At 38.5% G+C, this 15360-nt stretch carries 12 protein-coding genes; 4 read left to right on the top strand and 8 right to left on the bottom strand.

Translation table 11 applies throughout. The features are described 5' to 3' along the window. Positions 1-66 precede the first annotated feature (66 nt). On the bottom strand, positions 67-2286 hold the full coding sequence (locus OM33_RS21145; protein WP_040136592.1) for a winged helix-turn-helix domain-containing protein: 2220 nt from the start codon (positions 2284-2286) through the stop codon (positions 67-69). Positions 2287-2629: 343 nt separating this feature from the next. Here OM33_RS21145 and OM33_RS21140 point away from each other — a divergent pair, with 343 nt between their 5' ends. Further along, positions 2630-3811 (top strand): serine hydrolase domain-containing protein, encoded by a 1182-nt coding sequence (locus tag OM33_RS21140; protein WP_040136590.1) that lies wholly within the window; start codon positions 2630-2632, stop codon positions 3809-3811. A gap of 208 nt (positions 3812-4019) precedes the next feature. Here the strand turns inward: OM33_RS21140 and OM33_RS21135 are convergent, their stop codons facing one another. The 3 genes from OM33_RS21135 to norR all read right to left on the bottom strand — a co-directional run bounded on the left by OM33_RS21135 (position 4020) and on the right by norR (position 8222). After that, positions 4020-4535: a DUF695 domain-containing protein gene (locus tag OM33_RS21135; RefSeq protein WP_040136588.1), complete on the bottom strand. Its 516-nt coding sequence runs from the start codon at positions 4533-4535 to the stop codon at positions 4020-4022. A 200-nt stretch (positions 4536-4735) separates the two neighbouring features. Beyond that, on the bottom strand, positions 4736-6037 hold the full coding sequence (locus OM33_RS21130; protein ID WP_040136586.1) for a S41 family peptidase: 1302 nt from the start codon (positions 6035-6037) through the stop codon (positions 4736-4738). A gap of 598 nt (positions 6038-6635) precedes the next feature. Continuing rightward, positions 6636-8222: a nitric oxide reductase transcriptional regulator NorR gene (gene norR / locus OM33_RS21125; RefSeq protein WP_040136584.1), complete on the bottom strand. Its 1587-nt coding sequence runs from the start codon at positions 8220-8222 to the stop codon at positions 6636-6638. Between the two features lie 182 nt (positions 8223-8404). Here norR and OM33_RS22865 point away from each other — a divergent pair, with 182 nt between their 5' ends. The 3 genes from OM33_RS22865 (at position 8405) to hmpA (ending at position 11187) form a co-directional block, all read left to right on the top strand. After that, positions 8405-8698, top strand: a complete 294-nt coding sequence (locus OM33_RS22865; RefSeq protein ID WP_234402750.1) for a hypothetical protein — start codon at positions 8405-8407, stop codon at positions 8696-8698. Positions 8699-8706: 8 nt separating this feature from the next. After that, positions 8707-9924 carry an NnrS family protein gene (locus OM33_RS21115; RefSeq protein ID WP_040136583.1) on the top strand — a complete coding sequence of 406 codons (1218 nt, stop codon included), beginning with the start codon at positions 8707-8709 and terminating at the stop codon, positions 9922-9924. A 72-nt stretch (positions 9925-9996) separates the two neighbouring features. Then, positions 9997-11187 carry an NO-inducible flavohemoprotein gene (gene hmpA / locus OM33_RS21110; protein WP_040136581.1) on the top strand — a complete coding sequence of 397 codons (1191 nt, stop codon included), beginning with the start codon at positions 9997-9999 and terminating at the stop codon, positions 11185-11187. A 156-nt stretch (positions 11188-11343) separates the two neighbouring features. Here hmpA and OM33_RS21105 read toward each other — a convergent pair whose 3' ends face one another. From OM33_RS21105 to OM33_RS21095, 4 genes are all read right to left on the bottom strand, one after another. Further along, positions 11344-11916 carry a TlpA family protein disulfide reductase gene (locus OM33_RS21105; RefSeq protein WP_040136580.1) on the bottom strand — a complete coding sequence of 191 codons (573 nt, stop codon included), beginning with the start codon at positions 11914-11916 and terminating at the stop codon, positions 11344-11346. Positions 11917-11992: 76 nt separating this feature from the next. After that, entirely contained in the window at positions 11993-12133 is a 141-nt protein-coding gene (locus OM33_RS22675; protein WP_199922576.1) for a hypothetical protein, read from the bottom strand. Positions 12134-12643: 510 nt separating this feature from the next. Continuing rightward, positions 12644-13942 carry a sensor histidine kinase gene (locus OM33_RS21100; RefSeq protein WP_040136578.1) on the bottom strand — a complete coding sequence of 433 codons (1299 nt, stop codon included), beginning with the start codon at positions 13940-13942 and terminating at the stop codon, positions 12644-12646. Further along, positions 13914-15275, bottom strand: coding sequence for a sigma-54-dependent transcriptional regulator (locus tag OM33_RS21095; RefSeq protein WP_040136576.1), 1362 nt, complete (start codon positions 15273-15275; stop codon positions 13914-13916). Before OM33_RS21095 ends, OM33_RS21100 begins: the two co-directional genes overlap by 29 nt. Positions 15276-15360: the final 85 nt, after the last annotated feature.

Genomic DNA, 15360 nt, shown 5'->3' with positions numbered 1-15360 from the left:
ATGCTTAATTCCATCTGATGTAAGCTAATTGATTTCACATTAAAAAATGCTTTAACGTATTAAGCTTTAAAACTCCAAGCTAATTGTTTTTGCTAACTGCTTTACGTTTTCTTGATGCGTTGCTACTAATTCTTTAACGTCAATTTGATTCATTATGGGTTTTAATAAGTGGCTGTCTTTTAATGTCCACCATTCGCGATCAAATGTTTCAAGCCAACCAAGGTTCAATGCAATATTTAAATGCGCTTTGGCTTCAACTGGTTTAGATAATTGAGCATATATTTGTGCTAACACCATTTCTGCTTGGGCTTTGTCTTGCACTTTATCCAAATGAAGAAATTGTGCGACATTATTTAAAAGTTGGTCAGCAGATTCTTGCTTATTTAGCTTTAATAAAGTTGCGCCATAGAGTGTTAAAGCTGAATAATTATCAGTGGTTACGTCAATTGTATGAGCATTTTGCCACTGTGGATAAAGATCTAATAATGACTCTTTTGCTTGCGTATATAAACCCGCACGGTATTCTGCAATCGCGACACCATGCTTGTATTTATAGTTATTGGGGTACCTTTTACTTAGTTGTTTCAATAACGATACCGCATTCATTAATTCATTATTTCGTCCGTAATTTATTAACGTTAAAGACTGCTTAAAGTGATCGTGTTTGGATACCATACGAGCCAGTATCTTATTGGCTTCTTTATCCAAACCAATACTTAAATATGCAAAAACAACTTGTTCACAATATTCGTCACTCGAGCAATATTCAAAAAAACCTTGATTGTTCAAATGCCATTTAGCAATCGCATTAATTGAATTGGGTGTGTTGCGAAATATATGGGTGGATTCAATAATACGTGACGCTCTATCAGGCTCCAAAATGAGCGCTCTGTTATAAAGCTTTTGCGCGGTATCTACCTTTCCTCTAATTGCTAAATATTGGCTGTATACATTTTTTAATGAAGCGGAGAGCGGGTTTAATGCAATTGCATGCTCCATATTCTCTATAACGAGCGCTTCTTTACCCATTCGGTTGAGTAATGAACTATACCAATGGCGTGTCGTTGCGTTGTCTTCTAACTCTAATGAATGCACAAACAGTGTTTGTGCTTCATCTAATAGAGGCTGCGGGTTTTCAGAGTAGCTAGCCTTAAGCGTTAACAGCATTCCTTTAGCTGCAAGTGCCATTGGATGGTTTGGTTTTAATGTTAGTGCTTGCCTAATATGGGGTAAGCCTTTATCTACAGATTCTTTTGCACGCCAATTAGCGTAATAGTGAAATTGACCATAAGTAATCGCTAACCCTATGTGCGCATCCACATAATTAGGTTCTAATTCAAGGCTATGCTTAAAATAAGTCTCTGCTTTTAATAGTGAAGTGGGTGTGCGTTGTCGCCAAAAATATTGCGCCATTAAAAACCATTCGTAAGCTTGGCTGTCGATTTTTGTACTGGCCGATATCTGAGGTACGCTGCTTGGTTGAAAAGCTTTGCGTACTTCATGGCTGATTTGATCTTGTAACAAGAATACATTGGTATCTTGGTTATCAAAGCTTTTAGCCCAAAGTAGGCGTCCATCAAATGTGCTAATGATGCGTACGTTTACTCTTAGTTGATCTGCAGATTGCTGCAAGTTGCCATCAAGTAACGCTTCGACTTTAAGCGAATCACCAATGATAGATGGATCCCTATTTGCTCTAAAATTGAAAGAGGAATCACGAGAAATAACCTTTAAATCTTTTACTTGGGAGAGCTGATTGATAATCGCGTCTGAAAGACCTTCTGCATAATATATGTTGTCTTTATTTTTTATTAAATCTTCGAAGGGAAGAACTGCAATTGAGCTAATATTTGCAAGGTTTTGAGTTTTTGATTCTTGATTATTGGCGTAAAAACTTATTATGGAAATGATTGTAATGAGTAACAATATGCCACTAATTACAACATATTTAAGAGTGTTAGTTTGTTGGTTAACGGTATTTAAAGGTTGCTCGTCAGATAGCGTATTCTCAGTAAGTGGTATTACATCTGATATCAAACAATAACCCACATTCGGTATTGTTTTAATAAATGTTGGCTGCCGAGCATTATCGCCTAATGCTTTTCTAATTTTACTGATAGAGACAGACAAGATTTCGTCATTAACAACACTCCCTTGCCAAACATGATTAATAATCTGTTCTTTGCTTACATTATTTCCTGAGTTTTCTATCAGAAGTAAAAGCACTTGCATGCTTTTATTATCAATTGATTTTTGCTCGTCAGTGCTTTGAAGTGTATTCGTCATTGGACAGATGAGCCATCGTCCTAATTGATATTTCTGACTGTTTTGCAAAGTCCTATCCGAAAAATTATTTCTGCTGAAATGAATTATACCCGAACACTACTAATTAACATTTACTTTTTATCGTGTATAACTGGCGCCTTGTCTCATCTTGTTTTAGAGGTATAAAACTTAATAAATTTAATATGTTAAAGGAAGGTTTAAGAACATTTAAGGTGATTTAAGTTGGCTGGATAAAGGTTCAAATGTACCGTGTATTTACTTTATTTTTCGCTTTGCTATCTGATTTTGAAATTAAATACAAATGGCAAAGCACAAACGTTTTTCGACTTTAAAAGGAGATAGCATGTTGAAAAGTTACCAAGCCAAAATACTCACTGCATTGTTTTTAATCACCTCACCTGAAGGGGTGACGAAAGAAGCTGAATTTAAAGCACCACGCGTTTCAGCAGAAGAGGAAAAAATATCGTTTTGGGATATGAAACCACTTGAAACTGCCTTTATCAACCCTGCGCCTGAGAAGTTAAAAGATAACTTAACAGTAGCAAAACTAGGCATTGATGATGGAAGCAAAACACGACTTTTGGGATTTGCTAACGAGCTTGCGGAGAATAAATACGGAAAATATGACAGTTTACTTATTAGCCACAAAGGGGCGCTTGTATTTGAGTCATACTATAATAATGGACGAATCGATTTACCCCATTTCCAATTTTCTGCAACAAAGGGTTACACCAGTTTAATTTTGGCTAGAGCGATACAACTTGGCTATTTAACCATGACCGATTTGCATAAACCTTTGGTAAGTTTTTTTGAAGGTCTAGATAAAAGTAAGCTGGCTTCAGGTATCGAACTCGTTACGCTGCATCATGTGTTGACCATGAGTTCTGGTCTGCAATTTAGTGATGAACATTTAAAAGATTTTAGAGAAAACCGCGAAAAATACTCTGGAACAGCACAAATTCAAGCTTTTTTCGAAAAAACTCAACCTATTAATAAACAAAGCCAGAAATACAACTATCAAGCACCAGATCCTATTTTAGTTATGCATGTAATCAATGCTGTTGTACCAGGCACAGCTAAAGAATTTATCGAAAATGAATTCTTCAACAAGATGGGAATAACAAGCTATAAATGGAAATTAGATCCTCAAGGAATGCCTGTAGCAGAAAGTGGCGCTGATTTAACTTCTCGTGACATGCTTAAAATTGGCAATATGCTTGCCAAAAAAGGCAACATAAATAATGAAAAATTTCTTTCTCAAGAGTATTTGAAAGCCGCATTCGGCGCGATAACAAAACCAACTCAAAGTTGGATACCAGAGAGCTTTAACTATGGCTATTTTTGGTATCAGAGTGACATCGTTTTAAACAAAAAAAATTACAACGTAAACTTTGCGTGGGGAGCAGGAGGCAACCGCATAATCATTGTGAATGATCTCGACTTAGTTATCGCACTAACAGGTCATGATAGAGAAGACGTCATTTTTGACCAAATTGCAAAACAGGTTTTGCCAGCATTCCTTTAGGTTTAATAAAGCAAAATGTTTACGAAATTTGTGATGTTTAACTAGCAATTAAAATGTTAGAAAATCAAATTGCCTAAGATGATAAGTAACCAAAAGTAAGTTTTACCTTACTTCAAACCAAGGTCATGGATGACCGAGTTAGCTAAGCATTATGGATTTGTATATAAAAATATTTCAGTGCCAGAAAAGTGCCAATAACGGACTATCACTATGGGAAGTCTTTATATATATCCCAGTTTGGATCATCAACCAATTCCAGTTCAACTTTGAAATCTTGGAGCTTTTGGTTGTTCTGGTTTACAGCGTCAATAAAAAGTTCACTATCAGAGATATAGAAGAGAAAATCCATAACTCCATTTTGAACAACACTAGCAACATGAAAAGAATCGGAAATATCCGCTATTAGAGGTATATCGTTTTCTTCGAATGCAGACATTTTTTCGTATTCAGTTTTTCCAGGAAAACCATGAGCATTAGACGGTTCATAAAAAACTGTTAGATATACCAACTCAGTATACTTTGAATTTCCAGAAAACTTTTCAACCCCTAAATTCTTTCTAAACAAAGAAATAGCTTTGCTATTTGCATTTTCAAACTCTTTGTAACTCCATGTATCTTCAAGTTCTTCTTGCACGACTATCTCTACTTTTTCAGATTTCTCAATAGCGACTACTTCAAGGGAAAACAGTCTAAATAACAAGGCCAGAAACAATACTTTAGTCATTTTGCTTTCCCTAAAACTCTGATTTGTGCCAGAAGCTGTCGTTGGGAAAGGGTAAAATCAACGACTCTGACCCCATTGATTCCGAGCTTTCCTTAAAATATAACGCCGTTGTAACCGGCTAAAAATAGTTGGCTAAAATTTGTGAGGTACGAACATAGCCAACTGTTTTTTATCCGTGTTAACAACCTTGTTAGCAATTTTTACATCGTTCTCTGAAACTCTTTTGCATCCTCGCCAACAGAGAGCATTTTCAATGAAATGACTTGCTTACCTTTATATATTGCTTGCAGCCTTGCTTCAGTAAACGCTTTAAAAATAATAGTCTCTTTATCAAGTAATTCGATTTCAAAAGCTGGATCATCTAAATATTGATAAAAAAGTTTGCCGTTTTCTTGGAAAACTTTTCGCTTACCATACGTACCTATTATTTGGTCGATGTCATTCTGATTTGGCTGGTATCGATTAGATTTAGCTTTTACCAAGGGATAGACCCATTGATGTATAGCTATGTTACTATTCTTACTTTTTATTAAAGTGTTCAGAACCTCTGCATAAGCAACATAAAAAGCATTGTCACTGCTTGTTTCAATATTCGGCTTTACGCCTTTTCTTTCCCAGTTATCATTTGTTCTTGGATCTACAGGTCGTGAAGATGGCAATGTGAGGATATAATTTTCATTAACTATTTCTGCACTTCTAGCATGAGCGGCACCAGCAGTTACCTCTCCAACAATGGTTGCTCTAGTCAAACTTTGCATTGCATAGCTAAAGCCTTCTGCAGCGGATGCAGAATTACTGCTGGTGAGAATATAAAGAGGAGTATCTTTAAACCTAGGACCAGGAACATAAGGAGAAGTCCAATCTTGTGTTTTAGTTAACACGCCATTCTCACGACTTTCAAAAGTCGATAAATGAACAGTATCTAAGTCAAAAAAGTAACTTGCCAACGAAGTTACCATAAAAGGACTGCCGCCAAAGTTGTTCCTTAAATCAATAATAATACCATCAGAATATTGTAAAAACTTCATCGCATTTTCAAGCGTTTCACCACCTAAATGACTGTCAGAGAACGTTCTTATGTCAAGGTAACCAATGTTACCATCGAGCATTTCAACTTTTTTAAAACCATAGTTATCAGTGGGAATCTCCATGACTCGACTATCTGTAAAGACCTCAGTTTGTGCTGATGAACGATATGTTTTTAGTTCATTTACCCATTGTGGGTCATACACAACAGAGAGGTGTTTATCATTAGCAATTTTGTTTAATTCTAAAGTCATAAACTCAGCAATATCTTCAGCTGATTTTAGGCGACTACACCCCGTTAGAAAGGCCTTTGAGCGTATTAACTGAGATAGCTTGGTTGCTGTATTTGGTATGACGTAGTTGTTTTCTATTTTATTTGCAATAGTTTCTGACACATCGCTGCACTCTGCTGCACCTACTGCATAAGATAAAGTTAGTGAACTAATAAAGAGAGATTTAAAAATTTTGTTATTCATATTCTTCCTGAAATTTTTAGTTATGGTTTTTTATTAACGCACGAACACACAAAAAGGGGTTAATAAATTTCCCACATGCTAAATTAAATTGCTAACAATTTAATAGTGCGCATTTTGCGCATTTTCTTGAGTATGGGGGAAAGGTTTAAATTCAGAGGCTGAAAAGTAAGGGTTTAAAAAATCTAAACGTCCGTTTTTCGCTCAATTGCGACCTTGAAGGCTGTTGCTGAGATTACCATCCGCTTATATCAAACCCGAAATCAAGTTTGAATTGATAATGCGAGACAGGGAGCTAAGCGGTCGAGCAAGCCATGCTGAGGCATGGATGCCGATTCATGGCGTTTATCTAAAAATTCAAAGTTGCTTTGAGGATTAAGTTTGATAGTGCGGTCGCCTTTCTATTACGAAATACATCCGTGTATTTCGCCCTAAGGGCCAGCTTCGCTGTTCAAATTTATTCCCGATAAATTTGTGGTTACTTTATCTTTGGCGAAGCAAAGAAAAGTAACATGAAGCCCATGGATGGGCTTTATGATAAAAAGGGAGGTCAATGTTTAATTGAGTTATCAAAGATACTAATTCGCTCATAAGCGTCAAATCAACTAATCTGTTTTGTCACATTAATGCCTAACCGTTTTGCAAGGCGGGTTAAGTTAGCGCGGTCGGTGTTAAGTGATCGTGCTGCGGCTGACCAATTGCCATTATGGGTAGACAGGGTATTTCGAATCATCTCACTTTGAAAACGCTCGGTGGCTTGTTTTAAGCTTTCGTCTTGTTTTAATAAAAATTGCTGCGTTTGCATTGGGTTAGCCTTTGGCTCATCACTATTAGCACCGTCAATTGAAAGTTCTCGGACTAACTCACCACAATCAATCGGGTTAATTATTACTATGGGTGATTGAGTACTTACTGAGGCTTTCAGTGCCGCACGACTTATCACATGCTCTAGTTCGCGCACATTGCCCGGCCAATGATAGGCATTTAAATAGGGCAGAACGTCTTTGGCGATTTTAAGCTGTTGCAAGCCAAGTTTGCGCCGTGATTGTTCTACAAAATAGCCTGCCAACAAGGCAATATCGCCATTTCGAGCGCGAAGGGGTGGAATAGTAACGGGGTAAACGCTTAAACGGTGAAATAAATCGGCGCGAAAGTGTCCGTTACTGACTTCGTCTGCTAAATCGCGGTTGGTTGCGGCAATTACGCGTACATCAACATACTGAATGTCATCTTGACCAACGGGTTGTATTTCATTGGATTGCAGTGCGCGCAGCAGTTTACTTTGCGCAGCAAGTGGCAGTTCGCCCACTTCATCTAAAAATAAAGTGCCGCCATCGGCCAATACAAATTTACCCGCGCGATTTTTATCGGCACCTGTAAAGGCGCCTTTTACATGACCAAATAACTCGCTTTCAATTAAGTTTTCGGGCAGGGCAGCACAGTTTACATACACCAAAGGTTTATCGGCGCGGCTCGACTGTAAGTGTAAGCGCCGTGCAATAAGCTCTTTACCTACGCCCGTTTCGCCTTGAATAAGCACACTAAAAGGCGATACAGCGACTAAATTAATTTCTTGTTTAAGCGTTACTATTGCTTGGCTGTCGCCAATTAATTCGTTGCCATCTCGGGCGATGGCTTCTTGACTGAGCTCCGCCATTAGTAAATGCGAGCGTGAATTGCGTTGCTCTAATTCATCGAGTGTGAGGGCTATTTTTAGGGTGGCTGCAGCGATGGCGGCTAAGGCATCAAGCTTGTCTTGGCCTAAATCGTCAAAAGCGTTAGGCATCAATGAATCAAAGGTCAAAATGCCAATTAAACGCTCGGCAAAATAAAGTGGTAAACCCATGCAGGCGTGAATTGGTAAATCACCTGGGTGATCAGCAACTAGCCCATCATACGGGTCGGGTAAGGGACTCGATGCTGCAAAACGCACGGAAGCGGTGGCATCACAAATTGCTGCGAAACGCGGATGCTCGTTAATGACAAAGCGCCTGCCGAGTGTGTCGGGTGTAAGCCCTTTGATAGCAAGCGGTTTTAATACTTCGCCACGCAGTGCCAAAAGCGCGATTGCGTCACACTCAATCACCGTCGCAAGCGTCTGTAACAGTTGCTCAAATCTGTCTTGGTTGTCGAGGCTGGTGACTTGCGCCTTTGCAAATTCCACTAGGGTATGAGAATTGATTGCCATACGTTTTTATAATTAAACACAGTTGAGTCATTATGACTTATTTTTTTTGTGTGTCAAATTGACTTGTTATAGGCTTTTTTAACCTCTTAAATTCATTTAAATGTCTGTTAAATAACAAAAAAATGATTTTGGCACCATTGCTGCTATATCAGGTTAAGTTTACCGAGTAGAAAGGCTTAATTATGCAGCAAGTTATTAATCAGACTGCTTTAATCAATCATGAGCGTGCGCTAACGCCAAAACAAAACAACAATAAAAATGTGTTTAGTCTCACTAAGCAAGTGGGTAACTGGTTAATGCTGGTGCCGGTGAGTTTGTTTTTGAGTTGTTTGCTGATCAGTTACCCATTTGCTGAGTATTTTTCAATGACGCAGCAAATCGCGGCGCACATAGGCACCATGGTGTTTCCTGCATTATTCAAAGTAGGTTATGTGGTGCGCTGCATTGGCCAACATGGCTTAGGCCTTCGCGTGTAGGTGGTTCGATGTTAAATATTCAAGAACCTCAAACACAAGATAACATGCCTGTGAGCACCTTTTCAGAACATGCCTTTTTTCAATTGGCATTTCGCTCAAGCTTTATTCTAGGGGCAATTGCTTCAATTTTAGCAATGGTTATATGGCTTGGTTTTTTAAATGCATGGTGGCAACTCAACCCCACGGGTTTAACGCCAACAGTGTGGCATTTACATGAAATGCTATTTGGTTTTGGTGCCACCATTGCCACTGGATTTGTATTAACCGCAGTACAAACGTGGACAGGTAGGCCAAGCATTCAGGGAACCCCTCTATTAGCTTTGTTAAGTTTGTGGTTAATTATTCGTGTTTTATTTTTTATAAATTCAACCGCAACCGTCATTTTGGCAACCATTTTACAAGGTGTGTGGTGGGTGAGCATTATCGCTGTGTACGCGCACCTTGTTTTGGCTGCCAAAAATCGCCGTAATTATTTGTTTATCCCATTATTCAGTGTAATGGCGTTACTTGAGATGGCGCTTTTGATAAGCGAATTAACCATAGATACTGCGCAGGCATTGCATCTTGGCCGCACCATGGTGCTGATGTTTGGCATTTTAATGGGCATTGTGGGTGGGCGCGTTATTCCATTTTTCACTCGTAACGGTGCCAAGCTTAGTAAAGTGTCACATCCGCCACTCCTGGATACGCTGTTATTGGTTGTATCCTTGCTTGGTACGCTGGTGTTTTTTAGTCATTTCTATATTGCTTTACCGCTATCTCCTGCATATTTAATGATTGCAGCGGGTTGTTTACACCTTGCAAAACTTAGCTTTTGGCAAAGTCACAAAACGCTCGGTATTTCACTTTTATGGTCGTTGCATCTCGCCTACGGTGCGCTCGGCCTTGGTCTTATTTTACTTGGTGCTAGCTATTTTACGCCGCTCATTCCTTTTAGCTCTGGGCTTCATGTGATCACTGTGGGTGCTATGGGGTTAATGATCTTATCCATGATGAGTCGTGTTTCGTTGGGTCATACAGGACGCATGTTATTGCCTAAAGCCATTATGAGTGTGGCATTTTTGCTGCTTTTTTTAATGGCTGTGACCCGAGCTTTGCTACCCGCACTGGGACTTTCACATTTTGCTTGGCAAGTGAGCGCACTTGGTTGGATTATCGCGTTTGCAATTTTTGTTTGGGTTTATTTCCCGGTATTAATCGCGCCTCGCCAAGATAGTTTTCGTTAATTCCTAAGGTCAACAGACCCTAATTATTTATTTCTTAATTTTAACAACACGTTGCAACACACGAGGTAAACCATGTTACAACAACGTCATATTGATATTATTAAAAGTTTAGTGCCTTTACTTACAGAAACAGGACCCGCTTTAACAGAACATTTTTATACAAGACTTTTTACACATCACCCTGAGCTTAAACATATTTTTAATATGAGCAATCAAGAATCTGGTAGGCAAAAAGCGGCGCTTTTTGAAGCCATTGCCGCTTATGCGCAGCACATTGACAATGTGGGGGCATTAAAAACTGCGGTTGAGCGTATCGCACAAAAACACACAAGTTTTAATATTCAGCCTGAAATGTACCAAATAGTAGGACATCACCTAACTGAAACCTTACGTGAATTAACTGGGGAGCTATTTACCGCCGACGTTGAAGAAGCGTGGACAACCGCATATGACTTTTTGGCATCTGTGTTTATTCAACGCGAGGGAGAACTTTATGAAAACCGCGCAAAAAGCCAAGGTGGCTGGCGCGGTAGCCGCCCATTTGTGGTGAGTGAAAAAATCAAAGAATCAGAATTGGTAACGAGTTTTGTTTTAACGCCAGAAGACGGTACAGCCGTAATTGATTATGTGCCGGGGCAGTATTTGGGTATTTCAGTGCAACCAAACAATCACCCATTTACTGAAATTCGTCAGTACTCATTATCAAATAAGCCTAATGGGAAGAGCTATCGTATTTCGGTAAAGCGAGAAACAACAGCGCCGCAAGGTATTGTCTCTAACTACTTGCATGATCATATTGAAGTGGGTGACACCCTTGCAGTTAACGCCCCTGCTGGAGATTTTTTCTTCCAGGACAGGCAATCACCTGTGGTACTGATTTCGGCTGGGGTAGGGGTCACGCCAATGCAGTCAATGCTTGAGTATTTATCGGCGCTAAATTATGAACACGATGTGTATTATTTGCATGCGTGTAACTCAAAGCAACAACATTCGTTTAAGCAGCGTACCCATGAAATAGCTCAGTTGAATAACTGGCAAACCTATACTTGGTATGAAAAACATAATGAAGCAAACGAATTACCGGAAAACACATTACACGGCCTTATTGATTTAAACGATGCACGCTTACCTTATGGGCAAGCCCATTTCTACTTATGTGGTCCTGTTGCATTTATGCGCTTTATCAAAACACAGTTATTGAACATGGGAGTAGGCACCGAACGTATTCATTATGAAGTGTTTGGTCCACACGCAGACCTGTAAAGTTTAAACCATTCAATGAATTTTTTGGAGTGAGTGACTAAGTCTAAAAGTTCAATATTTATAAGCCTTAACTTTTAGTATAAAAGCGCCGAATTGGTTTAACTATTCGGCGCTAACAGGGAATGGATTAATGCACTGGGTATTTAAGTGCTTTGGTTATATTTTTACCGCGGCAGACTTATTTAAAGTATTTGTGATAAATTCAACACCATTTGCCATTGAAAAGCCTTGGCGCTCTGCGATTATGGTGCCTTGTTTATCTATTACAAAGGTTAAAGGTAATGTTGTACCTGATAACACGCTTTCTTGACCCTCCCAACCTTTTCTGTAAATAGCTAATTGGTTATCTAACCCATTGTTTACTTTTAATATTTCATCATCTTTTGAGCGGACCGCAATATAAACAAACTTGGTATTTGGGTTTAATGTCTGTTGCTCAATCATTTGTGGTAATTGCATTTCACATGCTTTGCACCAAGTCGCCCAAAACATCACTACTAGCGGTTGGTCGCTAAATTCTGCAAACGTTGTTTCTGCGCCATCTAGCCCAATAAGTGTATGCGATAAGTTAATACTTTTTCCGATAGTTTTTTCGCGTGAATCAAGAATTTTTTGCACAGTCGCTTCGCCCAAATCTTCAACTACCGGGGCAGCTTTCGTCGAACTGAACTGACTGGAAACATAATAAACGGATGCTAAAAACAGCATTGATAGAATGATTTTTTTCATAAAATTTTTGTTTTTATTTATTAAAAATCACCTTTGGATCAAAGGTGATTTTGTGGTTTTAAGTTTAGCTAAAACATTAAAAAGCTTTGCAAACGCAAATAATAACGTCGCCCGCACGACCACACGCACATACAACAACAGCTGCAGATGCATTCGCTGCAAAAAGTGCAATTGAAGACGTTGAAAGACCTGCTAGTAATTTATTAATTTTCGACATTTTGATTTTCCTTGTTTTAAACATTTTTATTGTTAATACCACTTAATTGAACTAAGTGATTTTAGTGTTGTGTGTCGCGACATTTGAAATTTATAAGTTAATTCTTTGTTTTTCAAGGTGTTGATTTTTATCGTTATTTTTTCATTTTTAACGAGTTTGTCCGGTTTTGTGTCCATAATCGAACGGTTGTAAACTTGCATGTTCAAACGTTTTCACTTTTGATTGAAATAAACACACTGCTTATGCTGTGGTTCAGTTATGAGGCGTGATTTCGAAAATAAAAACGTGGGTGTATTTTTGAGTAATAAAGAGACTGGTTTTAAGTCTAACTTTGTATAAAAATATTTCAGAATTTTGCTTTCTTTGAAGTAAACACGTTGAGTAATGGCATTAAATAACCAAAATCTAATTATCACTTTTTAAGAAGTAAAAGTATTCACTGATAAACATGCGCTGTTTATCAGTGAATACGTTATGAAATCTGTTCTGACTTTTTTAAACGAATACGTTTTAGTGTGGATTTAAAGTGAATGGTAGCCAAACAGAAACGGTCACACCTATGTTGTCAGCATTGTTTTTAATACTAATTTTGCCATTATGAGCTTCAATCAATTGCTTACTTAATGCTAAGCCAATGCCAGAGCCAAATTCTTTGGTTGTGTAGAACGGCACAAATAAATTGTTTTGTTCGTAAATACCAGTTCCCTTATCGGTTATTTCAATCTGACAGCCATTATTTGTTTGATAGGTTAAAATCGAAATAACGTCTTTTTCTGTCATTGCTTCGTCTGCGTTTTTGATGAGGTTGACCAGTACTTGTTCTAGTTGCACAGGATCAGCATCAATAAAAGGGGCATTAATTTTTAAACTGTAATTGATGTTTGGTAATAAATTACACACATCTTCTAACTTTTGCTTAATATCGATTTGTTCAACTGCGGGTTTTGGGATATGGGCCAATTCAGTTGTTCTATTGATAAAAGATTGCAAACTTTTACTGCGCGTTGCAATTAATGATAAAGCTTCATATTTATTCTTATCGTCTTTGAAATCGTCAGCCAATGCATTACTTAGAGCATAAATGGGTGTTAAAGAGTTTCGCACTTCATGCCCGATCACCTTGATTAACTGATGCCATGCGCTGAGCTCTTTAGCTCGTAATGCTTGTTCAATATTTTGCAAAATAACGAGATAAAATTTGTTATCTTCAGATGTCGAAACACAACTTTTTACCGACCAAGTATCATTGTGCTGTTGGCAAACAATTTGATTGTTTTCAGTCAAACTAAAGCCAAGATGCTCCAGGCTATCACCTTTAAATAAGCGCCAATCATTACCTAAAAATAACTTTGACTTGGGATTAGCATTGACCAAGAGCTTGCGGTGATCAAATAAGAAAATCGGCGTGTCTAATTGCTCTAACAGTTGATACATGATGTATGCATCTTTCTGGCGGCTAAAATTGGCATGCCTAAGCTGACTTTGTAATTTGTCATATTCAATGTTGAGCGAGTGCAACACCCCTTTTTTGTAAGGTAAATGGGGGGATGTGTTAAAGCTACTTGAGTTGATGTGTTCGAAACTATTCACCAGTACATTCAAGATTGAACGCACCTTGCCAATGGTTATTTTGCTCTGCCAAATTGCAATCACCATAATGGGTAATGCAATTGTTAAGTTTTGCACAAAAGACCAGCTAGAAACGGCACAAAATAAGCCAAGTGACAGCAATTGTAACGCCAATAAACTTGCAAACCTTAAGTTGAGTTGCTGCTCGAAACTAGAGGTATTTTTTGTATTGGACTCCATGTTTTTCTATCCTACGATATAATGCGCTGCGGCTGATCCCCAGTAATTCTGCGGATACATTGATATTACCATTGGCTTGCTCCAACGCTTTAATAATTAATGCTTCTTCCACTTGTGCGAGTGGCGCAACAGGTTGTGAATGTTCGACTGGCGCTGAATCTTGTGATAAGTGATCTAATTCAATAACACTTGAATCGCTAAAAATAATTGCGCGCTCAATGGTATGTTTTAATTCTCGCGTATTGCCAGGCCAAGGATGTGCAATAAGCTTATCTTGGCAGTGTTTACTGAATGTTAATTCAGGCTTTTGATATTCTTTACCGATTGTTTCAAGGTAGTACTGTGCAATTGGCAAGATATCTTCTTTGCGCTCGCGCAAGGCGGGGACTCTAATTTCTACCGTATTGAGACGGTAATATAAATCCTCTCGAAACTCATTGCTTGCGATAAGTTCGCGAATATTTGCATTGGTTGCAGAAATAATTCGACATGCCATTATATTGGTATCGCTACTGCCAATACATTCATACTTTTTAGACTCCAGCACCCGTAATAGTTTTGCTTGATTTTGTGTACATGTGGTCGCAAGTTCGTCTAAAAATAGGGTGCCCTGTCCGGCGGCAGCAATACGTCCGGCTCTGTCTTCAAAGGCGCCAGTAAATGCTCCACGTTTATGTCCAAATAATTCACTTTCAAATAATTGCTCTGGCACTGCACCTAAGTTAACACTAACAAACGGAAACTCATTACGTGGTGATGTTTGATGAATATGATGGGCGAGTAAGCTTTTGCCAGTGCCATTTTCACCCGTTAAAAGTACATTTGCATGAGACAGGCTGACTTTCTCAATTTGCTGCATTAGGTTTTCAAAAAGAGCAGATTGGTAAATGATGCCATTACTTTCGTTTAACGAAGGGTTTGTATGGCTTACGCTTTTGCTAATTTTTAACTGGGTGGCAATAATGTCGTAAAGCTGGTGGTTTTCCCATGGCTTTTCTATGAAATCACGGGCACCAATTTGCATAGCTTGTACTGCCAATGGCACGGTAGACCAAGCAGTCATGACTAGCACCGTTAGCTCGGGATAGAGTTGTCCCAAAGTTGCAACAAATGAAAGCCCTTCTTGGCCTGATGTTGTGTCTTTACGGAAGTTCATATCGGTTAAAACGAGATCGACAGATGTGTTTTTTAGCAACAATAATGCGTCGGCAGGGCTGCTGGCATCCAGTACCACATAACCTTTTTCACTTAATAAATAACGAAGCGTAGTACGAATATCAATTTGGTCATCAACTACTAATATTCGCGTTACAGCGTGTTCATCATTCTTCATACAACGAGTGTTTCCTTCCTATGTGCCTGAAATGTTAACAAAAAGCCAACATAAGTAAAGTCGATAAATAGTACCAATTGCATTA

The organism is Pseudoalteromonas piratica (genome assembly GCF_000788395.1).
Classification (GTDB): Bacteria; Pseudomonadota; Gammaproteobacteria; order Enterobacterales; family Alteromonadaceae; genus Pseudoalteromonas; species Pseudoalteromonas piratica.
Note: the sequence above shows the minus strand (reverse complement) of the source record. Positions and strands in the feature narration are given on the sequence as shown.